The sequence below is a fragment of the Phytopseudomonas seleniipraecipitans genome (assembly GCF_900102335.1).
Lineage (GTDB): Bacteria > Pseudomonadota > Gammaproteobacteria > Pseudomonadales > Pseudomonadaceae > Aquipseudomonas > Aquipseudomonas seleniipraecipitans.
Window position 1 is genome coordinate 338,098 of the sequence record NZ_FNBM01000004.1, and the last position, 21,521, is coordinate 359,618.

The following is a 21,521-nucleotide window of genomic DNA, read 5'->3' on the forward strand; positions in this document are numbered from 1 at the left end:
ACCAAGAGCCCACTGCTGCAGTGGGCTTTGTTTATGAAAGAACCCCGGTTTCGCGCTGCGCCACGAGCGCTGCCGTGCGCGTAAACCCAGGAGTTAGGCAATGCCTGATCTTTATCACTACCTGCAACAACTGCTTAACGGGCTGACCGTTGGCAGTACTTATGCCCTGATCGCCATCGGCTACACGATGGTCTACGGCATCATCGGCATGATCAACTTCGCCCATGGCGAGGTGTACATGATCGGTTCCTACGTCGCCTTCATCGCCATCACCCTGCTGGCCATGATGGGCCTCGACAGCCTGCCGCTGATCATGATCTGCGCCTTCGCGGCGAGTATCATCGTCACCAGTGCTTTCGGCTACAGCATCGAACGGGTTGCCTACCGGCCGCTACGCGGCGGTAATCGGCTGATCCCGCTGATTTCCGCGATTGGCATGTCGATATTCCTGCAGAACGCCGTGATGCTTTCTCAAGACTCCAAAGACAAGGCCATCACCAACCCGCTACCGGGCAATTTCGTGTTTGGCGAAAGCGCCATGAATGGCGTGGTGATCTCCTACATGCAGGTGCTGATCTTCGTGGTCACCTTCCTGACCATGATCGGCCTCACCCTGTTCATCTCCCGCTCCCGCCTGGGCCGCGCCTGCCGCGCCTGTGCCGAGGACCTGAAGATGGCCAACCTGCTGGGCATCAACACCAACAACATTATCGCCCTGACCTTCGTCATCGGTGCTGCACTGGCTGCCGTGGCCGCCGTGCTGCTGGGTATGCAATACGGCGTGATCAACCCGCACCTGGGCTTCCTCGCCGGCATCAAGGCCTTCACCGCTGCAGTACTGGGCGGCATTGGCAGCATACCTGGCGCCGTGTTGGGCGGCCTGGTGCTCGGCGTGGCCGAAGCATTCGGTGCCGATATCTTCGGTGACCAATACAAGGACGTCGTCGCATTCAGCCTGCTGGTGCTGGTGCTGCTGTTCCGTCCGACCGGTATTCTTGGCCGCCCGGAGGTTGAAAAGGTATGAGCAAGAACCTCAAGACCGCCCTGTTCAGCAGTATCCTGCTGCTGCTGATTTCCTATCCGATCCTCGGTCTCAAGCTCAGCGTCGTCGGTATCAGCCTGCAGGTACAAGGCGCCAGCGCCAAGACCCTGTGGACCATCGGTATCGCCGCGGCCCTGCTGTTCATCTGGCACCTGGTGCTGCGTGATCGCCTGCTCGGTGGCGAGAAGCTCAAGGGCGCTCTGCCCAGCGTGCCGCAAAACCTCAAGGACGCGCTGACCCTGCCCAGCGTGCAGCGCTGGATCATGCTCGCGCTGTTCGTGGTCGCCCTGGCCTGGCCGTTCTTCGGCTCCCGGGCCGCGGTGGACATCGCCACACTGATCCTCATCTACGTGATGCTCGGTATTGGCTTGAACATCGTGGTCGGCCTCGCCGGCCTGCTCGACCTGGGCTACGTCGGCTTCTACGCCGTGGGTGCCTACACCTATGCGCTGCTTGCCGAGTACGCAGGCTTCGGCTTCTGGACGGCGCTGCCGATAGCAGGGCTGATGGCCGCTACGTTTGGCTGTTTGCTGGGTTTCCCAGTACTCAGGCTACGCGGCGATTACCTGGCCATCGTGACGCTCGGCTTTGGTGAAATCATCCGCATCATGCTGCGTAACCTTACCGAGATCACCGGTGGCCCGAACGGCATCAGCTCGATTCCCAAGCCGGAACTGTTCGGTCTGTCGCTGGATCGCCGCGCGCCGGATGGCGGCCAGACCCTGCATGACTTCCTTGGTATCGCCTACAACTCCACCTACAAGGTGATCTTTCTGTACCTGATCGCCCTGTTGCTGGTACTGCTGGCCATCTTCGTGATCAACCGCCTGATGCGCATGCCGATCGGCCGTGCCTGGGAAGCGCTGCGCGAAGACGAGATCGCCTGCCGCGCGCTGGGCCTGAACCCAACCACCGTCAAGCTCTCGGCCTTCACCATCGGTGCCAGCTTTGCCGGTTTCGCCGGTAGCTTCTTCGCCGCCCGTCAGGGGCTGGTGACGCCGGAGTCGTTCACCTTCATCGAGTCGGCCATGATCCTCGCGATCGTCGTACTCGGCGGTATGGGCTCGCAGTTGGGCATCATCTTCGCCGCCATCGTGATGACCTTGTTGCAGGAGATGCGCGACTTCAACGAGTACCGCATGCTGATATTCGGTCTGACCATGATCGTGATGATGATCTGGCGTCCGCAGGGCCTGTTGCCCATGCAGCGCCCCCACTTGGAGTTGAAACAACGATGAGCCGCCCGATTCTAGAAGTGAGCGGCCTGTCCATGCGTTTTGGCGGCCTGCTGGCCGTCAACGGGGTCAGCCTCTCGGTCAATGAAAAACAGGTTGTGTCGATGATCGGCCCGAACGGCGCCGGCAAGACCACGGTGTTCAACTGCCTGACCGGTTTCTACAAACCGACTTCGGGCAGCATCCTTCTCAATGGAGAACAAATCGAAGGCCTGCCGGGCCACAAAATCGCCCGCAAAGGCGTGGTGCGCACCTTCCAGAACGTTCGGCTGTTCAAGGAAATGACTGCGGTGGAAAACCTGCTGGTCGCCCAACACCGCCACATCAACACCAACTTCCTCTCCGGGCTGTTCAAGACCCCGGCGTTTCGCCGCAGCGAGCGCGAGGCCATGGACTACGCGGCGCATTGGCTGGAGCAGGTCAACCTGACCGAATTCGCCAACCGCACCGCCGGCACTCTGGCCTACGGTCAGCAGCGCCGCCTGGAAATTGCTCGCTGCATGATGACCCGCCCGAGCATCCTCATGCTCGACGAGCCGGCCGCCGGCCTCAACCCGCGGGAAACCGATGACCTGAAAGCGCTGATCGGTGTGTTGCGTGACGAGCACAACGTGACCGTGCTGCTGATCGAGCACGATATGAAACTGGTCATGAGCATTTCCGACCACATCTTCGTGATCAACCAGGGCACGCCCCTGGCCGACGGCACGCCGGAGCAGATACGCGACAATCCGGACGTGATCAAAGCCTACCTGGGGGAAGCGTAATGCTGTATTTCGACAACGTTTCCACCTTCTACGGCAAGATCCAGGCGCTGCACGGCGTCAGTGTGGAAGTGCGCCAAGGTGAGATCGTCACCCTGATCGGTGCCAACGGCGCCGGCAAATCCACCCTGCTGATGACTCTCTGTGGCAACCCGCAGGCCACCAGCGGCAGCATCCGTTACCAGGGCGAAGAGCTGGTCGGCATGGAAACCCCGCTGATCATGCGCAAGAGCATCGCCGTGGTGCCGGAAGGCCGCCGCGTGTTTGCACGGTTGACCGTCGAGGAAAACCTCGCCATGGGCGGCTTCTTCGGCAGCAAGGCGGATAACCAGGAGCAGCTGGACAAGGTGTTGCACCTGTTCCCGCGTCTCAAGGAACGTTTGGCGCAGCGTGCCGGCACCATGTCTGGTGGCGAGCAGCAAATGCTCGCCATCGGCCGCGCCTTGATGAGCAAGCCCAAGCTGCTGCTGCTCGACGAGCCCTCGCTGGGTCTGGCACCGATCATCATCCAGCAGATTTTCGAGATCATCGAACAGCTGCGCCGAGACGGTGTGACCGTGTTTCTGGTCGAGCAGAACGCCAACCAGGCGCTCAAGCTGGCGGACCGCGGCTATGTGCTGGAAAACGGCCGCATCGTCATGCAGGGCAGCGGTCATGACCTGCTGAATGATCCAAAGGTGCGAGACGCGTACCTGGGCGGCTAGTAGGCCACCGGGAGCCCCTGCGTTTCGAAGTCCCGCTGATCCAATCTGTCCCCATAGTCGCAACGGCCATGGGGACAGATTTACCCTGAACGATGCCGAGCGGCCTCCAGTCCCAATACTGAATGGACAATTAAGGAGTCGCTCCCATGCTGAAGTTCCTCGGCAGCACCATCGGTATCATCTTTCTTATCGGCCTGCTGGTCGTGATCGGCATCTTCTCGCTGATTTTCTGATCGGCAGCACCTGGAAGCCGGGCGCTCTGCCCGGCTTTCTTCATCCTGCGCGCATCACACGCCGCGCGGCGCTACAATGGGCATCACTTTGCTGACGATGTCCCGCCATGACCGACCCCTTACGCCTCTCCAAACGCCTGATCGAACTGACCGGCTGCTCACGCCGCGAGGCCGAACTGTACATCGAGGGTGGCTGGGTGACGGTCAACGGCGAAGTGGTCGACGAGCCGCAGCGCAAGGTCACCGACGAAACCGTCGTCCTACTGCCTGACGCCGTTGCCGAGCCGCTGGTCCCGGTCACCCTGCTGCTGCACATTCCCAGCGGACGATTTCCCGAGCGCGCAGCCGAAGAGATCGGCCCGGACAGCCGCTGGCCGGAAGACCGCTCCGAGCAGCGCACGCTCAAAGGCCATTTCGCCAACCTGACACCGTGTATTCCCCTGCAAGCAGGCGCCGACGGCCTGCACGTGCTGACGCAGGACTGGCGTATCGAGCGCAAGCTCAAGGACGATTTGAGCAAGCTCGAGCAGGAATATGTGGTCGAGGTTAGCGGCGAGCTGTCCGAGCGAGACCTCAAGCGCCTCAACCATGGTTTGGTGTTCAACGGCACGTCGCTGGCTCCCTGCAAGGTCAGCTGGCAGAACGAAACCCGCCTGCGCTTCGCCCTGAAGAATCCGCTGCCCGGTCAACTGGTGTTCATGTGCAACAGCGTGGGCCTCAAGGTGCTCGGCATGAAGCGCATCCGCGTCGGTGGCGTGCCAATGTCCAAGGTGCAGCCCGGACAATGGCGCTATCTGGGGGCTAAAGAACGCTTCTAACCCTACTTTTCACCTCGCAACTGGCGAGGCCTTTCTTATCAGGAATTTTCATGCTCAATAATGATGTGCTGCGCAGCCTGCGCTACATGCTCGATGTCAGCGATGCGCAACTGGCCGAGATCGTCAAACTAGGCGGCAAAACCGTCGCCGTCGACGAGATCACAGCGGTACTTAAGAAGGATGACGAGCCGGGTTACCAGGACTGCAGCGACGAGCTGCTGGCCCATGCGCTGGATGGCGTGGTGTACTTCAAGCGCGGCAAGGACGACAGCCGCCCTGCTCCGGCGCTGGAATTGCCGGTCACCAACAACCAGGTGCTGAAGAAGCTGCGCGTGGCATTCGAGCTGAAGGAAGATGACGTGCACGCCATCATGCAGAGCGTTGACTGCCCGGTGTCGAAGCCGGAAATGAGCGCCTTGTTCCGCAAGCAAGGCACTAGCAACTACCGGGTCTGCGGTGATCAGTTCCTGCGCAACTTCCTCAAGGGCCTGACCCAGCGCCTGCGTGACTGAAATCCATGAGCTACCAGGTTTCGCCCATCGGTTACGTGCGCTCCTGCTTCAAGGAAAAGTTCGCCATTCCGCGCCAGCCACAACTGGCGCCGGCTGCACGTGGCGTGCTGGAGCTGTGCGCGCCGTTCGATGGGGGCGACGCCGTGCAGGGGCTCGAACAGGTTAGCCACGTCTGGCTGCTGTTTCTCTTCCACCAGGCGCTAGAAGATACGCCACGGCTCAAGGTGCGCCCGCCGCGCCTGGGCGGCAACCGCGCCGTGGGCGTATTCGCGACCCGGGCGACGCATCGCCCCAATGGCATCGGCCAATCGGTGGTGCGCCTGGATCGCGTCGATAAGGGGCGCTTGTGGTTATCGGGTATCGATCTGCTCGATGGCACGCCGGTGCTCGACGTCAAACCCTATGTGCCCTACGCCGACAGCGTGGCTGATGCCCACAACCATATGGCTGCCGACGCGCCCATCAGGATCGAGGTGCGGTGGCAAGACAGCGCGCTGACTCAGGCCCGCGAACACGGCATGCGCCTCAACGAGCCACTGGTCGAGCTGATCGAACAGTGCCTGGCGCAGGACCCTCGCCCCGCCTACCAGCAACCCCAGCCGGAGCGCCGTTATGGCGTACGTCTATGGGACGTCGACGTACATTGGCACTATCCACAACCAGGCTGCATACGCGTGCTGGCTGTCACAGTGCCGTAGACGGGCGCTTGATCAACTTGTGGGTTTTATCTCCTTGATGGCCCCACGCGCCGACAGGCCGGGGCGCCCCGCACCCGCTCTGGCTGGCTGGCTGGCTGGCAACATGCGCGACCGGACGCAGAGCGTCCAGGATGCGTTCCCACGCAGAGCGTGGGCACGATCAACGATCAAATTCCGTACGTCCTGGGACAATCGACAGGCCTCTCGGCAACCGCCACTTTTGCGCAGACGAAAAAAAACCGCAGCCCTCGCAGGCGGCGGTTTTTCTGGAGCCTCAGTCGATCAGGCGCCGGCTTTTTCCACGGCATCCTTGATCAGGGTCTGCAGCTCACCCTTTTCGTACATTTCGCTGATGATGTCGCTACCGCCGACCAGCTCACCGCCAACCCACAACTGCGGGAAGGTCGGCCAGTTGGCGTACTTCGGCAGGTTGGTACGGATTTCCGGGTTTTGCAGAATGTCGACATAGGCGAACTTCTCACCGCACCCCATCAGGGCCTGCGCAGCGCGAGCCGAGAAGCCGCACTGTGGCGCATTTGGAGCGCCTTTCATGTACAGCAGAACGGTGTTGCTGGCGATCTGCTCTTTAATCGTTTCGATGATTTCCATGGGGGCACCTCAGAACTGGACTATCCGACTCACACGGGTCGATACGTGGAGGCATTGTAACCAAAACCTGAGCGCAATGCTCGGTCGGGCTATCCCCGCATGCACTCGCCGCTCAGGCCGCTACCACCTGCACCGGCACCCCGTTGAGTACGGCGTTGCCCGACAGACGATCGAGCAGACGTTCATCGGTCAGGTCATTGGCACTGGCGCCAGGCGTCGCGCTGGCGATGCCCATGTGCACCCCAGGCCGTCCGTGCCCCCAGCCGTGCGGCAAGCTGACCACGCCCGGCATCACTTCGTCGCTGGCGAGCACCTCGACCTCCACTGCCCCCACCCGAGAACGAATGCTGACTCGCTGGCCATCGCTGAGCCCACGGGACTGCATATCGTGCGGATTCATCAGCAACTGATGGCGCGGTTTGCCCTTCACCAGGCGGTGATAGTTGTGCATCCAGGAATTGTTGCTGCGCACGTGTCGACGGCCAATCAACAACAATTGCTCGGGATCGCCCGAGGGCTGAGCGGCAAAGCGCTGCAGGTCGCCGAGCAGCAACGCCGGTGCGGCCTGAACCTGGCCATCAGCGGTTTTCAGGCGTGCCGCCAGATTCGCGCCGAGCGGGCCGAGATCCAGGCCATGGGGATGCTCGCGCAGCGCTTGTAGCGAGAGCTTGAGCGGCGACCCGTCCCCGTAGCGGCCTGTACGCAGCCCCATGTCGATCATCTGCTGTGGCGGCTGCGTCGGTTTCAGCGCGACGCCACTACGCGCGGCAAACGCCTCTGCCAGACCAATGAAAATCTCCCAGTCGTGCAGCGCACCCTGCGGCTTGGGCAGTACCGCCTCATTGAAGCGGGTCACGTTGCGCACCGCGAACAGGTTGAAGGTGGTGTCGTAATGGTCGTGTTCCAACGGCCCTGTAGAGGGCAGGATCAGGTCGGCATAGCGGGTCGTTTCGTTGATGTAGAGGTCCACGCTGAGCATGAAATCCAGGCCTTCGAGCCCTTCCTCCAACTGCCGGCCATTGGGCGTCGACAAGGCTGGATTGCCGGCCACGGTAATCAGCGCACGGACCTGGCCATCGCCGGGCGTGAGCATTTCCTCGGCCAGGGCGCTCACCGGCAGTTCTCCGCCGTATTCGGGCAAACCGGACACCCGGCTCTGCCAGCGATCGAAATGCCCTCCGGACATTGTGCTCACCAAGTCGACTGCCGGCTCGGTGCACAGCACGCCGCCAGGCCGGTCGAGATTGCCAGTCACCAGATTGATCAGCTGCACCAACCACTGGCACAGCGTGCCGAATGCCTGGGTGGAAACGCCCATACGGCCGTAACAAACCGCACGGTCAGCAGCGGCGAAGTCACGCGCCAGCTGACGGATCGCAAGAGCAGGAACGCCACAGCGCGAAGCCATGCGTTCAGCGCTGAATGGCAGTACGGCTTGCTCTACCTCATCCAGACCGCCAATCGGCAGATGAGTCGCTCGGCTCAAGCCCTCCGTGAACAGGGTGCTGAGCATCCCCAGTAACAGCGCGGCGTCCTGCCCGGGGCGGATGAACAGATGCTGATCGGCGATGGCGGCGGTTTCGCTGCGCCGCGGATCGATTACCACCAGCCGGCCGCCGCGCGCCTGGATAGCCTTGAGACGCTTTTCCACGTCCGGAACGGTCATGATGCTGCCGTTGGAAGCCAACGGATTGCCACCGAGAATAAGCATGAAGTCGGTGTGATCGATATCGGGCACCGGGATCAGAAAGCCGTGGCCGTACATCAGGTGGCTGGTCAGGTGATGAGGCAGCTGATCCACCGAGGTGGCGGAATAGCGATTGCGGGTTTTCAGCAGGCCCAGAAAGTAGTTGCTGTGAGTCATCAGCCCATAGTTATGCACGCTGGGGTTGCCTTGATAGACCGCCACCGCGTTCTGGCCGTGTTGCGCCTGGACCGCCGCCAGGCGCTCGGCGGCCAGCGCAAAAGCCTCGTCCCAGCCAATCGCTTCCCAGCGATCACCCAGGCGCCGCATCGGCTGGCGCAAGCGATCCGGGTCGCTCTGAATATCCTGCAGCGCCACCGCTTTGGGGCAGATGTGGCCGCGGCTGAACGGGTCGTCACGGTCACCCTTGATCGAGCGGATGTGGTGCTCGCCATCAGCATCCTGTTCGACTTCGAGGGTCAGGCCACAAATGGCCTCGCACAAGTGGCACGCGCGGTGGTGGAGGGTCGTGGTCATGGCCAGCCTCGTCTTCTTGTTCAAGCCACCATCATGGGGGCCGCCGAGCTGCCGCACCAGCAGCCTCGGCGGCGTGAATCCCAGCCCATCAGGCTGGCGGATCAATCGTCTGTGACGGGCTTTTTAGAGCATCACATCTGGAAATCCGGGGATATTTGCGCGTAAGCGTCATTTACTTATAAGATCGGCGGCTTCCCCGTTTCGTCGCACAATGCGGCCCCCAGCTGCAGGTTCTTCCGTTTTCCCGTGAAAAAGGAACCTGCGCCCTGTTGTCAAAAGGTAGTTAACGATGAGCGCAAGACACTTTCTCTCGCTGAAGGACTGCACACCGGATGAACTGGTGGGCCTGATCCGACGCGGCATGGAGCTGAAAGGCTTGCGCAACAGCGGCGTTCTGTTCGAGCCGCTGAAAAATCGCGTGCTGGGGATGATCTTCGAGAAGGCTTCGACCCGCACCCGCCTGTCTTTCGAGGCCGGCATGATTCAGCTAGGTGGCCAGGCGATTTTCCTGTCGCCGCGTGACACCCAGCTGGGCCGCGGCGAGCCGATCGCCGACTCGGCGATCGTCATGTCGCGCATGCTCGATGCGATCATGATCCGCACCTTCGCTCACAGCACCCTGACCGAATTCGCCGCCAACTCCCGCGTGCCAGTGATCAACGGCCTGTCGGATGACCTGCACCCGTGCCAGCTGCTGGCCGACATGCAAACCTTTCACGAACAGCGCGGCAGCATCGTGGGTAAAACCGCCGCCTGGATCGGTGACGGTAACAACATGTGCAACTCTTATATAGAAGCGGCCATCCAGTTTGACTTCAACCTGCACGTCGCCTGCCCGGAAGGTTACGAGCCGAATGCGGCGCTGCTGGCTGAGGCCGGCGAGCGCGTGAAGATCTTCCGCGACCCGCGCGAGGCGGTGGCCGGCGTTCATTTGGTAAGCACCGATGTCTGGGCCTCGATGGGCCAGGAAGAGGAAATCGCCGAACGTCACAAGTTGTTCGCTCCCTATCAAGTGACCCGTGCCCTGCTCGATGCGGCCGATGTAAACGTGCTGTTCCTGCATTGCCTGCCCGCCCACCGTGGCGAGGAAATCAGTGCGGACCTGCTCGATGACCCGCGCTCCGCCGCCTGGGACCAGGCCGAAAACCGCTTGCATGCGCAGAAAGCGCTGCTCGAATTTCTGGTCGAACCGGCGTACCACCACGCATGAGCCAGCCCATGCTGTTGAGCCTGCGTAATCTGGGTTGCGGCTACGGTGAACAGCGCGTCGTGCAGAACCTCGACCTGCACCTCAATCCGGGTGACATCGGTTGCCTGCTCGGCCCGTCTGGCTGTGGCAAGACCACCACCCTGCGCGCGATTGCCGGCTTCGAGCCGGTGCTGGAGGGCGAAATCAGCCTGGCTGGCGAAGTGATCTCCCGTCGAGGCTTTACCCTGGCACCGGAAAAACGCCGCATCGGCATGGTGTTTCAGGATTACGCGCTGTTCCCGCACCTGAGCGTGGCGCAGAACGTGTCGTTCGGTATTCGCAAGCAGACCGATTGCGAGCAGGTGACCCGCGAGCTACTGGAACTGGTCAAGCTCGATCACCTCAGCAAGCGGCATCCGAACGAACTGTCCGGCGGACAGCAGCAGCGCGTCGCCCTGGCCCGCGCCTTGGCCACCGACCCGCAACTGCTGCTGCTCGATGAGCCATTTTCGAACCTTGATGGCGAGCTACGTCGGCGCCTTAGTCACGAGGTGCGCGACATTCTCAAGAGCCGTGGCACCAGTGCGATTCTGGTTACCCATGATCAGGAAGAAGCCTTCGCCGTCAGCGATCATGTCGGTGTTTTCAAGGCGGGCCACCTGGAACAATGGGACACGCCCTTCAACCTCTACCACGAGCCACAGACGCCCTTCGTCGCGAGTTTCATTGGTCAGGGTTATTTCATCCGCGGCCAGCTACGGGCGCCGGATGAGGTGCAGACCGAGCTGGGTACGATCCGCGGCAACCGCGCCTACGCCTGGCCGGTTGGTAGCGCGGTAGATGTGCTGCTGCGTCCCGACGACATCGTCCACGACCCGCAGAGTGCTCAGCAGGCCTTGATCGTCGGCAAAAGCTTTCTGGGTGCAGCGACGCTTTATCGCCTGCAGTTGCCTACCGGCAGCCAGCTGGAAGCTCTGTTTCCTAGCCATGCCGATCACCAGCCCGGTGAGCACGTTGGCATTCGTATCGCCGCCGACCACCTGGTGGCGTTTGCCGCACCAGGCAGCGTGGCGGCGCCATCGACGCTGGCCCACAACGACTAGCGATCGAGGTGCAACCGGCCGCTGCTCACCAAGTGGGCGTGGCCGGCGATCTTCACCCTCGGCTCCTCCAGTCGACACCATAGAAACCCACCGCGCGCGCCGCCCTGATACGCCGTCAGCTCGGACTTGCCCAGCTGCTGCGCCCAGTACGGGGTGAGAATGCAATGCGCGGAACCGGTTACCGGATCTTCATCGATGCCGACGGCCGGCGCGAAGTTTCGCGACACGAAGTCTACTGCCTGCCCCGGCGCAGTAATGATCACTGCCGGCCAGGGCAATTGCGCCAGCGCGCGCAGATCGGGACAGCAGGCGCGCACCGCAGCCTCTGACTCAAGCAGTACCAGCAACTGCGGGGCATCAAGTACGGCGACCGGCGTTTGCCCGAGCACTTCAGCCAGGCCTTCCGGAACTGCAATCGGGGTGGGCTGCTGGCAAGGAAAGTCCAATACCAGACGCCCCGCCTCGCGGCTGACTGCCAGCGCGCCCTGCGCATAAATGAAGTCGATGCGCTCCCCGGGCTCGCCGTAACATTCGAACAGCACATGAGCGCTGGCTAGCGTCGCGTGCCCACACAGCGGCACCTCGGCTGTGGGCGTGAACCAGCGAATACGCCACGCCGCACCCTCCTTCACCACGAACGCAGTTTCTGCGAGGTTGTGCTCAACAGCAATCTGCTGCATCAGTGAGTCATCGAGCCAGTGATCAAGCCGGTAGATAGCAGCAGGGTTACCAGCGAAGGGCCGATCACTGAATGCATCGACCTGGTGAAATTCGAGGGACATGAGAGCGTTCCAATAGGCAAGTAACAACTGTGGGCGTGGCGATCATTGTTGATACAGCGCAGCAGGACAGTCAGGAAAAATTCAACGCAGCGCGCCGATACCGTAACGCTGCAGTAACGTCTCGAGCCGACCATCCTGACGGTAGCGACGCACGCCATCGTCGAGAATGTCGCTATAACGTTTGCTGGATGGCAGCACCGGTGAGAAGGCGATGTAGATGGGCACATCCGGCACTCGGCAACCGACCTGAACCAGCTTGGCAGCGGTCGGGTCCTTGCTCTGATAGAGGGACATTACCCAGGTGTTTTCCAGCGTCGCATCGACCCGTCCCAGCTCTACCTTGCGAACATTCAGCTCCAGAGCCTGTTCACCGGCAGCCTGCTGCAGGCGATCCGGATTACGCTGATGGCGGCTTATGTAATTGTCGATCTGCTCACCGTAGCTGTAGCCGTTGATCACCCCAAGGCGAATCTGCTCAAGCGAGGCCAGGTCGGTGTAGCGCCAGGTACTGTCGGCCCGGGCATAGAAGCAGTTTCGCGAGATGCCGGGTGCTACGTCACCGAAAATCAGGTCCGGGGCATCGCGGATGCCTGCACCCACCAGCGCGTTGACGCGCCCCGTACGCACCTCCAGTACGGCCCTTGCCCAGTTGGTAACGCGGTATTCAACGGTGATGCCGGCTTCGGCAAAGATCTCCCTGGCCAATTCGATAAAAATACCGGGACGCTCGGCGTTCTCGGCACAATTGACCGGGCACCAGACGTCCGCCTCCATGACCAGCGTCTCGGCCTTGGCATACGTACTGCCCAGCAACGCCGCCATTAGTAGGCCGCGTGCATGCCATCGAAATCCTTTGATCACCCGCAAAGCCTCCTGCTTTATTACCGGGAACAATCGACCTGCGCTGCCTATCCGTAACACCGCACGAAGCTAAACACACCTAAGCAGATCGGCGCGCTTCGTCATCGGCGGCTAGAAGCGATGCTGACAGTGCCAGCGTATGCCGATCCTATCAAGCTCATGTGTGCAGACGGCGAACCGGCACGCCCGCCCCCGATGACCTACACGCTGCCAAATAGACGTTCGAGAAGGCGGGATTCAGGGCACGGATATTTTTCGGTATCAGCAGCATGCTCGCCATGAAGCGCCTAGCAGGCAAAACGCTCACGCGCCGCGGCCAATAGCGGCGAATTTTGCCTGAGTATGCTGCGCCAGGGTCTCGGCGCTCAGTTCCACTTCGAGCCCTCGGCGTCCAGCACTGACATGAATGCTCGGGAAGTCCTTCGCACTGTTATCGATGAAGGTACGCAGACGCTTCTTCTGCCCCAACGGACTGATACCACCAACCAGATAACCGGTGGCTCGCTGCGCTGCATCCACGGCGGCCATGTCGGCCTTCTTTACGCCTGCGGCCTGAGCCAGGGCTTTCAGATCCAACGTTCCCACCACCGGCACCACCGCCACCAGCAACTCGCCCTTCTCACTGCTTGCCAGCAGCGTTTTGAATACCTGCGCCGGATCGAGGTTGAGCTTCTCGGCGGCTTCCAGGCCATAGGATGCTGCCTTGGGATCGTGTTCATAACTGTGGATTCGATGTTCGGCGCGAACCTTTTTCAACAGATCCAATGCGGGCGTCATATCAGCTCCAGACTAAGGACAAGGGCGAAGCGGACTAGCCAACGATTCTAGCGATACTCACACGCAAAGGCTCTGTTTCGACCCTGCCAATCAACCAGCAAAATATCATCCTGTCACGGAACCTATCGCGGCGGACGCTGACCTATTGAACTAAGCAGACGATTGAATTCGAAAAAACCAACCGCTTAATGCGTTCGATTTTTGACAATCACCGATCAGCGGCTATTTTTTCTTTCGATTGTGAACATCTCAAACAAAGGCACCGTATTCCCATCAGCAGTGGCGATGTTGCACGTGGAGACTCCCAGGAGGTCGTTTTCCCGCCAGCCGCAATCGCTAAACAACAAAAAAAACGAGGCTTACAATGACGACGGCTCACCAACAACCTTCGCTATCGGGCCAATGCATGGCCGAATTTCTGGGCACCGCGCTGCTCATCTTTTTCGGCACTGGATGCGTGGCCGCTCTCAAGGTCGCAGGTGCGAGTTTCGGCCTCTGGGAAATCAGCATTATCTGGGGCGTCGGCGTCAGCATGGCGATCTACCTGACGGCCGGAGTCTCCGGCGCGCATCTCAATCCAGCCGTCAGTATCGCGCTGTGGCTGTTCGCCGATTTCGAGAAACGCAAACTGCCGTTCTATATCCTCGCCCAAATCGCTGGCGCCTTCTGCGGTGCACTGCTGGTCTACACCTTGTACAGCGGACTGTTCAGCGAATTCGAACAAGCCCACCAGATGGTTCGCGGCTCCCAGGCAAGCCTGGAGCTGGCGGCAGTGTTTTCCACTTTCCCGAATCCGGTGCTCTCTACTGGCCAGGCATTCATGGTCGAGGTGGTGATCACAGCGATCCTGATGGGCGTGATCATGGCGCTGACCGATGACAACAACGGCCTGCCACGGGGGCCGATGGCACCCCTGCTGATCGGCCTGCTGATCGCGGTGATCGGCAGCGCCATGGGCCCGCTGACCGGCTTCGCGATGAACCCTGCGCGAGACTTTGGCCCCAAGCTGATGACCTTCTTCACAGGCTGGGGTGATATCGCACTCACTGGCGGGCGTGATATCCCCTATTTCCTGGTGCCGATCTTCGCGCCCATTCTCGGCGCCTGCCTGGGCGCAGCGATCTACCGCGGCATGATCGCCCGGCACCTGCCCAACGCACTCGACACCGCCGAGGCAGAACAGAGCGCCGAACGCGACGTCAAAGCTTCCTGAATTTCAACGACGTGCGCGCCTCAGTGCGCATGCCTTCCACCCTCCGTTAACTCGTTCAAGGCAATCGACATGACCGACATTCAGAACAAGAATTACATCATTGCCCTCGACCAGGGCACGACCAGCTCCCGTGCGATCATTTTCGATCGCGATGCCAACGTGGTGTGCATCGCCCAGCGCGAATTCACTCAGCATTACCCGCAAAGTGGTTGGGTCGAGCACGACCCCATGGAAATTTTCGCCACCCAGAGCGCCGTGATGGTCGAAGCGCTTGCGCAGGCCGGTCTGCACCATGACCAGGTGGCGGCGATCGGCATCACCAACCAGCGCGAAACCACCGTTGTCTGGGACAAGAACACCGGCCGCCCGATTCACAATGCCGTGGTCTGGCAGTGCCGCCGCAGCACCGAGATCTGCCAGCAGCTCAAGCGTGACGGCCTTGAAGAATACATTCAGGAAACTACCGGCCTGGTCACCGACCCCTACTTCTCCGGCACCAAGCTGAAGTGGATTCTCGACCATGTCGAAGGCAGCCGTGAGCGCGCACGCAACGGCGAGCTGCTGTTCGGCACCGTCGATAGCTGGCTGATCTGGAAATTCACCGGCGGCAAGGTACATATCACCGACTACACCAACGCCGCGCGCACCATGCTCTTCAACATCCACACGCTGGAGTGGGACGCGAAGATGCTGGAGGTACTGGATATTCCGCGGGAGATGCTCCCCGAAGTGAAATCCTCCTCTGAAATCTATGGCCACACCAAGAGTGGCATTGCCATCGCTGGCATCGCCGGTGATCAGCAGGCCGCGTTGTTCGGCCAGATGTGCGTCGAGCCTGGCCAGGCCAAGAACACCTATGGCACCGGTTGCTTCCTGCTGATGAACACTGGCGATAAGGCAGTGAAGTCCCAGCACGGCATGCTCACCACCATCGCCTGCGGCCCACGCGGCGAAGTGACCTATGCACTGGAAGGGGCGATCTTCAACGGCGGCTCGACCATTCAGTGGCTACGCGATGAGTTGAAGGTCGTCAACGATGCCTTCGACACCGAATACTTCGCCAACAAGGTGAAGGACAGTAATGGCGTGTACCTGGTACCTGCCTTCACCGGCTTGGGCGCCCCCTACTGGGACCCGTACGCCCGCGGCGCGCTGTTCGGCCTGACCCGCGGCGTGCGCGTCGACCACATCATCCGCGCGGCCCTGGAGTCGATTGCCTTCCAGACCCGCGACGTACTCGATGCCATGCAGCAGGACTCCGGCGAACGACTGAAATCCCTGCGCGTGGACGGCGGTGCAGTGGCCAACAACTTCCTCATGCAATTCCAGGCGGACATTCTTGGCACCCATGTAGAACGCCCGGAAATGCGCGAGACCACCGCCCTGGGCGCGGCCTACCTGGCCGGCCTGGCCTGCGGTTTCTGGAGCAGCCTGGACGAGCTGCGCGGCAAGGCGATCATCGAGCGGGAGTTCGATCCGCAGCTGCCTGAAGCAGAGAAGGAAGCGCTTTACGCAGGCTGGAAGAAAGCTGTCGACCGCACACGCGACTGGCAGCCTCACGAAGAGGCCAAGTAAGCAACAGCCGGGCTTGGCGCCCGGCTGCAACTGGCAGTGAGCAGGTTCGTGCGGCATCATGGGCCAATTCCGTGCGGCAGCCCCCAAGGACCCCCCATGAATCTGCCTCCCCGTCAGCAGCAAATCCTCGATCTGATCCGTGAACGCGGCTACGTCAGCATCGAGGAGCTGGCCACCGTGTTCGTCGTCACTCCGCAAACCATCCGCCGCGATATCAACCAACTGGCGGATGCCAATCTGCTGCGTCGCTACCACGGCGGCGCGGCCTATGACTCCAGCGTCGAAAACACCGCCTACGCCATGCGCGCCGACCAGATGCGCCATGAGAAACAGCGCATCGGCGAAGCCATCGCCGCGCAGATTCCTGATCACGCCTCCTTGTTCATCAACATCGGTACCACCACCGAATCGATCGCCCGCGCCCTGCTCAATCACAGCCACCTGAAGATCATCACCAATAACCTCAACGTGGCTTCGATGCTCAGCGCCAAGGACGATTTCGATGTGCTGCTCACCGGCGGCAACGTGCGCCGCGACGGCGGTCTGGTCGGCCAGGCCAGCGTCGATTTCATCAATCAATTCAAGGTCGACTTCGCCCTGGTGGGCATTAGCGGCATCGACGAAGACGGCAGCCTGCTGGACTTCGATTACCAGGAAGTTCGCGTCTCCCAGGCAATCATCGCCAATGCCCGCAAGGTGATCCTCGCCGCCGACTCCAGCAAATTCGGCCGTAACGCCATGATCCGCCTTGGCCCCATAAGCCTGATCGACTGCCTGGTGACCGACCAGCAGCCCGTGCCTGCCCTCTGCCACCTGCTCGAGCAACACAAGATCCGCCTCGACGTGGTCTGACACGTCCTTCTTTAGAACTGCACCCGAACCACGGACGCCTGGCGTCTTGCCGGTCGGGTGGGGTTAGCCGCGCCCATTCGATTTTCGTACCAACACAACCCGAACCTTCCATCGCCACAGTTATCTGTAGAAATGTTCGTGAATTTTCATTCCCGTGCATCCCGATGAGTTTTTTCAATCGAATTCGACTGGATACACCTCTCTTCATGCGCTAGTATTTTCGCAAATGAACATAAATGTTCGTATTCCAATAGAAAAGCAACATGAGGCCTGATGATGCCCACTTCCAGCCTGTCCACCAGCCCGCTTTCCGAGATTTATGACGTTGCCGTCGTCGGCGGCGGTATCAATGGAGCCGGGATCGCCTGTGATGCGGCCGGCCGTGGTCTGTCCGTGTTCCTCTGTGAAAAAGATGACCTGGCCCGCCATACCTCATCAGCAAGCAGCAAGCTGATCCACGGTGGGCTGCGCTATCTGGAACACCACGAGTTTCGCCTGGTGCGTGAAGCTCTGGCAGAGCGCGAGGTGCTGCTGGCCAAGGCCCCGCATATAGTCAGCCCGATGCGTTTCATCCTGCCGCACCGCCCGCACCTGCGACCTGCCTTGCTGATCCGTGCCGGCCTGTTTCTGTACGATAACTTGGGCAAACGCAAAGCCCTGCCACGCTCGCGTGGCGTGAGTTTCGGCGCCAGCAGCCCGCTCAAGCCCGAGATCAGCAAGGGCTTCGAGTACTCCGACTGCTGGGTGGACGACGCGCGCCTGGTGGTACTCAACGCCATGGCAGCGCGCGAGCATGGCGCTCATGTACACACCCACACCCGCTGCGTCAGCGCACGGCGCAGCAAGGGCCTGTGGCATATCCACCTGGAACGCGCCGATGGCAGCCTGTTTTCGATCCGCGCCAAGGCGCTGGTCAATGCCGCTGGTCCGTGGGTGGCGCGCTTCATTCGCGACGACCTGAAGCAGCAGTCGCCCTACGGCATTCGCCTGATCCAGGGCAGTCACATCATCGTGCCGCGGCTGTTCGACGGTGAGCAGGCCTACATCCTGCAGAACGAAGATCGCCGCATCGTCTTCGCCATCCCGTACCTCCACCGCTTCACCCTGATTGGTACCACCGACCGCGAATACAACGGCGATCCGGCCACGGTGAGCATCAGCGAGGAAGAAACCGATTACCTGCTGCAGGTGGTCAACGATCACTTCCGCAAATCAATCAGCCGTGCCGACATCCTGCACAGCTACGCAGGCGTTCGCCCGCTGTGCGACGACGAATCCGATGAACCGTCCGCCATCACCCGTGACTACACGCTGTCGCTGTCGGCCCAAGGCGACGAGCCTCCGTTGCTCTCGGTGTTCGGCGGTAAATTGACCACCTACCGCAAGCTGGCAGAGTCGGCCCTGGCGCAGTTGGCCCCGTTCTTCCCGAACATGTCAGCGCGCTGGACTGCTGACGCGCCACTGCCGGGTGGCGAGCAGATGAATAGTCGGCAAAGCCTGGTCGATGCGCTGTGCAAGCGTCACGCCTGGTTGGACGCTGCGCTGGCACAGCGCTGGGCCGCCAGCTACGGCAGCCGCACCTGGCAGCTACTGGCAGATGTGGAGAACGGCGAGCAGCTCGGCGAGGACTTCGGGCATGGCCTGTACGCCCGGGAAGTCGACTACTTACGCGAGCACGAATGGGCGACCGAGGTGGACGACATTCTCTGGCGCCGCAGTAAACTCGGCTTGTTCCTAGATGCCACGCAACGTAATCGGCTGGAGCGCTACATGGCGCCAGCCATACACGCGGGCGTTACATCTGCACCAGCTGCACATCCTGCCGGTGAGCTTGCAGGTGTGGCAGTACAGCCGCCAGCAACGGCGCCTTGAAACGCTCCTGAAAGCGGTGAGCGAGCCCGGGAATCAGCCGCAGCTCGCTGCCGCGCACATGCGCCGCCACATGCACACCGTGCATCACTGGCAGCAGCGGGTCTGCGGTGCCGTGCACCACCAGGGTCGGCACCTGCAAACGATTGAGCAAATCCACTCGGCTGGTTTCAGCCAGAATTGCCAATAGCTGGCGCTCCACCCCGGCAGGGTTGAAGGCACGGTCGTAGGCAACTTCGGCCTGGTGCAACAGCATCGCCCGATCATCCACCACGGCAGGGCTGCCCAGCGCGGCCAGCAGGTCCGCCTGCTGCTCAAGAGCGACGTCGCGACTCGGAGCATCTCGCCGCGACAGCAGCCGCAGTAATGCCGGGCTCGGTGCCGGCAGACCCTGCGCTCCGGAACTGGTCATCACCAGGGTCAGGCTCTGCACCCGCTGCGGCGCCATATCGGCGACGTGCTGCGCGATCATTCCGCCCATGCTGGCACCCAGCAGATGGAACTGGCGAATGCCCAAAGCATCCATCAGACCCAGAGCATCGCCTGCCATGTCACGCAACCGATAAGGCGCGCCGACCGACAGGCCGATCCGGTAGCGCAGCACTTCGTAGGCCAGGTTGGCAGTGGGCGCTTCGGCGTTCCAGCGGCTCAAGCCAACATCGCGGTTGTCATAGCGAATCACCCGAAAACCCTGTTCGCACAGTTGCTCGACCACGTCGTCCGGCCAGTGGATCAACTGCCCGCCCAGGCCCATGACCAACAGCAGCGCGGGGTCGCTGCTGCGTCCGATACTCTGGTACGCCAGACTCACCTCACCCAGCGATACGCGCTCGACGTCCGAACCGACCCTGCAGGCCTCCGTCGCCTGGGACGACAGGCTGCACAGCAAGGCAGCCACAAAAAACACCACGCGCATTGTTCATTCCATTAGCGAAAAACCCGAATAGCCGTGAAGTGTTGCAGCTCCTCACCGCCGCGCGCTGCCACACAATGGTGACAGTTTGATGAAACCCGCCAGACGGATATCGTATTGCCGGCTCGACAGCGTGATAACACCTGAGGGACACTGCATGCATGAAAGGCGCTCATCTTCGCTGCCGCCTGATTGAATATCTTGCAGGACATTCGATGCTTGAGATACGTCATCTGAAAACCCTTCACGCCTTGCGCGAGACCGACAGCCTGGTCGAGGCGGCTGAACGCCTGCACCTCACTCAGTCGGCGCTCTCACACCAGTTCAAGGAACTGGAAGAACGCTTGGGCATGCAACTGTTCGTGCGTAAGACCAAGCCCGTGCGGTTCACCAGTGCTGGCCTGCGCCTGCTGCAGCTGTGCGACAGCGTATTGCCGCTGTTGCGCAGCGCCGAACGCGACCTCTCGCGTCTGGCCGGCGGCACGGCCGGCCGCCTGCACATGGCCATCGAATGCCACAGTTGCTTCCAGTGGCTGATGCCGACCATCGACCAGTTTCGCGATGCCTGGCCGGAGGTCGAACTGGATTTGGCCTCGGGGTTCTCCTTCGCGCCGCTGCCCGCCCTGGCGCGCGGCGATCTCGACTTGGTGGTGACGTCCGACCCGTTGGAACTGTCCGGCATCACTTACGTGCCGCTGTTCACCTATGAAGCGATGCTGGCAGTGGCCAACCAGCACGTGCTGGCCAATCGACCCTTCATCCGCCCCGAAGATCTGCTGCGCGAAACCCTGATCACCTACCCGGTGGAGAGGGATCGGCTGGATATCTTCACGCGTTTTCTCGAGCCCGCCGACATCGAGCCGGCTCAGGTTCGCACCTCTGAACTGACGGTGATGATGATGCAACTGGTGGCCAGCGGCCGCGGCGTCTGCGGCCTGCCTAACTGGGCGCTGCACGAGTACAGTTCACGCGGCTACGTGACCGCCAAGCGCCTCGGCGACAAGGGACTTTTCGCCACGCTGTACGCGGGCATCCGCACCGACATGCTCGATGCACCGTTCATGCGCGATTTCCTGCTCACCGCCAAAGACACCTCCTTCGCCAACCTGGAAGGGGTCAGCGTCGCTCGGCAGTGACGCCCCTAGTCGCCGCATACGACCCTCAACACCGAACGGAGACACCCATGAACATTAGCGATATCCCCTTCGGCATTACCGATTGGAGCGAGATACAGGCCACCGAGCATCCAGGCGAAACCGGCGTGGCCCATTGGCGGACGCAGCAGTTCGGCGCATTACGCGTGCGCATGGTCAATTACTCGCCGGGTTACCTGGCCGATCACTGGTGCCACAAAGGCCACATCCTGTTGTGCCTGGAAGGCGAGTTGCACACCGAATTGGAAGACGGCCGGCGTTTCGTGATGACTACCGGGATGAGTTACCAGGTTGCCGACGGCGCCGAAGCGCATCGCAGCTCGACCAGCACTGGCGCCCGCCTGTTCATCGTCGATTGATGCTGGCCACGGTCGCGCGGGTTACAGGCCGGGCGTCA

22 protein-coding genes are annotated in these 21,521 nt (G+C 61.4%); 16 read left to right on the forward strand and 6 right to left on the reverse strand.

Annotated features, from left to right (window positions below; all coding sequences use genetic code 11):
• The first annotated feature begins 100 nt into the window (after positions 1-100).
• From livH to tsaA, 8 genes are all read left to right on the forward strand, one after another.
• Positions 101-1,024, forward strand: coding sequence for a high-affinity branched-chain amino acid ABC transporter permease LivH (gene livH / locus BLS60_RS11660; protein WP_070883222.1), 924 nt, complete (start codon positions 101-103; stop codon positions 1,022-1,024).
• A complete protein-coding gene (locus BLS60_RS11665; RefSeq protein WP_070883223.1) occupies positions 1,021-2,280 on the forward strand; it encodes a high-affinity branched-chain amino acid ABC transporter permease LivM in 1,260 nt (419 codons plus the stop codon). The genes livH and BLS60_RS11665 overlap by 4 nt, the downstream gene beginning before the upstream one ends.
• Positions 2,277-3,044, forward strand: coding sequence for a high-affinity branched-chain amino acid ABC transporter ATP-binding protein LivG (gene livG, locus BLS60_RS11670; RefSeq protein WP_070883224.1), 768 nt, complete (start codon positions 2,277-2,279; stop codon positions 3,042-3,044). Before BLS60_RS11665 ends, livG begins: the two co-directional genes overlap by 4 nt.
• The gene (locus BLS60_RS11675; RefSeq protein ID WP_070883225.1) at positions 3,044-3,745 is read left to right on the forward strand and encodes an ABC transporter ATP-binding protein; all 702 of its coding nucleotides are present in this window, start codon (positions 3,044-3,046) and stop codon (positions 3,743-3,745) included. The genes livG and BLS60_RS11675 overlap by 1 nt, the downstream gene beginning before the upstream one ends.
• Before the next feature lie 146 nt (positions 3,746-3,891).
• Positions 3,892-3,978: a small membrane protein YohP gene (locus BLS60_RS21980; protein ID WP_111463138.1), complete on the forward strand. Its 87-nt coding sequence runs from the start codon at positions 3,892-3,894 to the stop codon at positions 3,976-3,978.
• A gap of 107 nt (positions 3,979-4,085) precedes the next feature.
• Positions 4,086-4,796, forward strand: a complete 711-nt coding sequence (locus BLS60_RS11680; RefSeq protein ID WP_092368123.1) for an rRNA pseudouridine synthase — start codon at positions 4,086-4,088, stop codon at positions 4,794-4,796.
• Between the two features lie 50 nt (positions 4,797-4,846).
• Complete coding sequence (locus tag BLS60_RS11685) at positions 4,847-5,308, forward strand: YehS family protein (RefSeq protein ID WP_070883227.1); 462 nt, start codon at positions 4,847-4,849, stop codon at positions 5,306-5,308.
• Positions 5,309-5,313: 5 nt separating this feature from the next.
• Complete coding sequence (tsaA, locus tag BLS60_RS11690; protein ID WP_092368126.1) at positions 5,314-6,006, forward strand: tRNA (N6-threonylcarbamoyladenosine(37)-N6)-methyltransferase TrmO; 693 nt, start codon at positions 5,314-5,316, stop codon at positions 6,004-6,006.
• Between the two features lie 282 nt (positions 6,007-6,288).
• On the opposite strand, the gene grxD is transcribed toward tsaA, so the two are convergent.
• A complete protein-coding gene (gene grxD, locus BLS60_RS11695) occupies positions 6,289-6,615 on the reverse strand; it encodes a Grx4 family monothiol glutaredoxin (RefSeq protein WP_070883229.1) in 327 nt (108 codons plus the stop codon).
• Between the two features lie 112 nt (positions 6,616-6,727).
• Positions 6,728-8,836 carry a molybdopterin oxidoreductase family protein gene (locus BLS60_RS11700; RefSeq protein ID WP_092368129.1) on the reverse strand — a complete coding sequence of 703 codons (2,109 nt, stop codon included), beginning with the start codon at positions 8,834-8,836 and terminating at the stop codon, positions 6,728-6,730.
• 289 nt (positions 8,837-9,125) lie between these two features.
• On the opposite strand from BLS60_RS11700, the gene argF reads away from it, so the two are divergent.
• Both argF and BLS60_RS11710 read left to right on the forward strand, forming a co-directional pair.
• Positions 9,126-10,046, forward strand: a complete 921-nt coding sequence (gene argF, locus BLS60_RS11705; RefSeq protein ID WP_070883231.1) for an ornithine carbamoyltransferase — start codon at positions 9,126-9,128, stop codon at positions 10,044-10,046.
• Positions 10,043-11,128 carry an ABC transporter ATP-binding protein gene (locus BLS60_RS11710; protein ID WP_092368132.1) on the forward strand — a complete coding sequence of 362 codons (1,086 nt, stop codon included), beginning with the start codon at positions 10,043-10,045 and terminating at the stop codon, positions 11,126-11,128. Before argF ends, BLS60_RS11710 begins: the two co-directional genes overlap by 4 nt.
• On the opposite strand, the gene BLS60_RS11715 is transcribed toward BLS60_RS11710, so the two are convergent.
• From BLS60_RS11715 to ybaK, 3 genes are all read right to left on the reverse strand, one after another.
• Complete coding sequence (locus tag BLS60_RS11715) at positions 11,125-11,910, reverse strand: PhzF family phenazine biosynthesis protein (RefSeq protein ID WP_092368135.1); 786 nt, start codon at positions 11,908-11,910, stop codon at positions 11,125-11,127. The two genes, BLS60_RS11710 and BLS60_RS11715, sit on opposite strands and share 4 nt — an antisense overlap.
• 81 nt (positions 11,911-11,991) lie before the next feature.
• Positions 11,992-12,771 carry a substrate-binding periplasmic protein gene (locus tag BLS60_RS11720; RefSeq protein ID WP_244153398.1) on the reverse strand — a complete coding sequence of 260 codons (780 nt, stop codon included), beginning with the start codon at positions 12,769-12,771 and terminating at the stop codon, positions 11,992-11,994.
• Between the two features lie 303 nt (positions 12,772-13,074).
• Positions 13,075-13,548, reverse strand: coding sequence for a Cys-tRNA(Pro) deacylase (gene ybaK / locus BLS60_RS11725; RefSeq protein ID WP_092368138.1), 474 nt, complete (start codon positions 13,546-13,548; stop codon positions 13,075-13,077).
• Between the two features lie 364 nt (positions 13,549-13,912).
• Here ybaK and BLS60_RS11730 point away from each other — a divergent pair, with 364 nt between their 5' ends.
• The 4 genes from BLS60_RS11730 (at position 13,913) to glpD (ending at position 19,060) form a co-directional block, all read left to right on the forward strand.
• A complete protein-coding gene (locus BLS60_RS11730) occupies positions 13,913-14,761 on the forward strand; it encodes an MIP/aquaporin family protein (RefSeq protein ID WP_070883236.1) in 849 nt (282 codons plus the stop codon).
• A gap of 69 nt (positions 14,762-14,830) precedes the next feature.
• Complete coding sequence (gene glpK / locus BLS60_RS11735; protein ID WP_092368141.1) at positions 14,831-16,336, forward strand: glycerol kinase GlpK; 1,506 nt, start codon at positions 14,831-14,833, stop codon at positions 16,334-16,336.
• A 96-nt stretch (positions 16,337-16,432) separates the two neighbouring features.
• Complete coding sequence (locus tag BLS60_RS11740; protein ID WP_070883238.1) at positions 16,433-17,188, forward strand: DeoR family transcriptional regulator; 756 nt, start codon at positions 16,433-16,435, stop codon at positions 17,186-17,188.
• 276 nt (positions 17,189-17,464) lie between these two features.
• Positions 17,465-19,060: a glycerol-3-phosphate dehydrogenase gene (gene glpD / locus BLS60_RS11745; RefSeq protein WP_092368257.1), complete on the forward strand. Its 1,596-nt coding sequence runs from the start codon at positions 17,465-17,467 to the stop codon at positions 19,058-19,060.
• Here glpD and BLS60_RS11750 read toward each other — a convergent pair.
• The gene (locus BLS60_RS11750; protein ID WP_092368144.1) at positions 18,984-19,973 is read right to left on the reverse strand and encodes an alpha/beta fold hydrolase; all 990 of its coding nucleotides are present in this window, start codon (positions 19,971-19,973) and stop codon (positions 18,984-18,986) included. The genes glpD and BLS60_RS11750 overlap by 77 nt on opposite strands.
• A 212-nt stretch (positions 19,974-20,185) precedes the next feature.
• On the opposite strand from BLS60_RS11750, the gene metR reads away from it, so the two are divergent.
• Both metR and BLS60_RS11760 read left to right on the forward strand, forming a co-directional pair.
• Complete coding sequence (gene metR, locus BLS60_RS11755; protein ID WP_070883240.1) at positions 20,186-21,106, forward strand: transcriptional regulator MetR; 921 nt, start codon at positions 20,186-20,188, stop codon at positions 21,104-21,106.
• Positions 21,107-21,153: 47 nt separating this feature from the next.
• Positions 21,154-21,483, forward strand: a complete 330-nt coding sequence (locus BLS60_RS11760) for a DHCW motif cupin fold protein (RefSeq protein ID WP_070883241.1) — start codon at positions 21,154-21,156, stop codon at positions 21,481-21,483.
• Positions 21,484-21,521 lie beyond the last annotated feature (38 nt).

Bases quoted from the DNA above. Each gene is read 5' to 3' on its own strand.
- livH (WP_070883222.1), top strand. From the start codon at position 101: ATGCCTGATCTTTATCACTACCTGCAACAACTGCTTAACGGGCTGACC.
- BLS60_RS11665 (WP_070883223.1), top strand. From the start codon at position 1,021: ATGAGCAAGAACCTCAAGACCGCCCTGTTCAGCAGTATCCTGCTGCTG.
- livG (WP_070883224.1), top strand. From the start codon at position 2,277: ATGAGCCGCCCGATTCTAGAAGTGAGCGGCCTGTCCATGCGTTTTGGC.
- BLS60_RS11675 (WP_070883225.1), top strand. From the start codon at position 3,044: ATGCTGTATTTCGACAACGTTTCCACCTTCTACGGCAAGATCCAGGCG.
- BLS60_RS21980 (WP_111463138.1), top strand. From the start codon at position 3,892: ATGCTGAAGTTCCTCGGCAGCACCATCGGTATCATCTTTCTTATCGGC.
- BLS60_RS11680 (WP_092368123.1), top strand. From the start codon at position 4,086: ATGACCGACCCCTTACGCCTCTCCAAACGCCTGATCGAACTGACCGGC.
- BLS60_RS11685 (WP_070883227.1), top strand. From the start codon at position 4,847: ATGCTCAATAATGATGTGCTGCGCAGCCTGCGCTACATGCTCGATGTC.
- tsaA (WP_092368126.1), top strand. From the start codon at position 5,314: ATGAGCTACCAGGTTTCGCCCATCGGTTACGTGCGCTCCTGCTTCAAG.
- grxD (WP_070883229.1), bottom strand. From the start codon at position 6,615: ATGGAAATCATCGAAACGATTAAAGAGCAGATCGCCAGCAACACCGTT.
- BLS60_RS11700 (WP_092368129.1), bottom strand. From the start codon at position 8,836: ATGACCACGACCCTCCACCACCGCGCGTGCCACTTGTGCGAGGCCATT.
- argF (WP_070883231.1), top strand. From the start codon at position 9,126: ATGAGCGCAAGACACTTTCTCTCGCTGAAGGACTGCACACCGGATGAA.
- BLS60_RS11710 (WP_092368132.1), top strand. From the start codon at position 10,043: ATGAGCCAGCCCATGCTGTTGAGCCTGCGTAATCTGGGTTGCGGCTAC.
- BLS60_RS11715 (WP_092368135.1), bottom strand. From the start codon at position 11,910: ATGTCCCTCGAATTTCACCAGGTCGATGCATTCAGTGATCGGCCCTTC.
- ybaK (WP_092368138.1), bottom strand. From the start codon at position 13,548: ATGACGCCCGCATTGGATCTGTTGAAAAAGGTTCGCGCCGAACATCGA.
- BLS60_RS11730 (WP_070883236.1), top strand. From the start codon at position 13,913: ATGACGACGGCTCACCAACAACCTTCGCTATCGGGCCAATGCATGGCC.
- glpK (WP_092368141.1), top strand. From the start codon at position 14,831: ATGACCGACATTCAGAACAAGAATTACATCATTGCCCTCGACCAGGGC.
- BLS60_RS11740 (WP_070883238.1), top strand. From the start codon at position 16,433: ATGAATCTGCCTCCCCGTCAGCAGCAAATCCTCGATCTGATCCGTGAA.
- glpD (WP_092368257.1), top strand. From the start codon at position 17,465: ATGCCCACTTCCAGCCTGTCCACCAGCCCGCTTTCCGAGATTTATGAC.
- BLS60_RS11750 (WP_092368144.1), bottom strand. From the start codon at position 19,973: ATGCGCGTGGTGTTTTTTGTGGCTGCCTTGCTGTGCAGCCTGTCGTCC.
- metR (WP_070883240.1), top strand. From the start codon at position 20,186: ATGCTTGAGATACGTCATCTGAAAACCCTTCACGCCTTGCGCGAGACC.
- BLS60_RS11760 (WP_070883241.1), top strand. From the start codon at position 21,154: ATGAACATTAGCGATATCCCCTTCGGCATTACCGATTGGAGCGAGATA.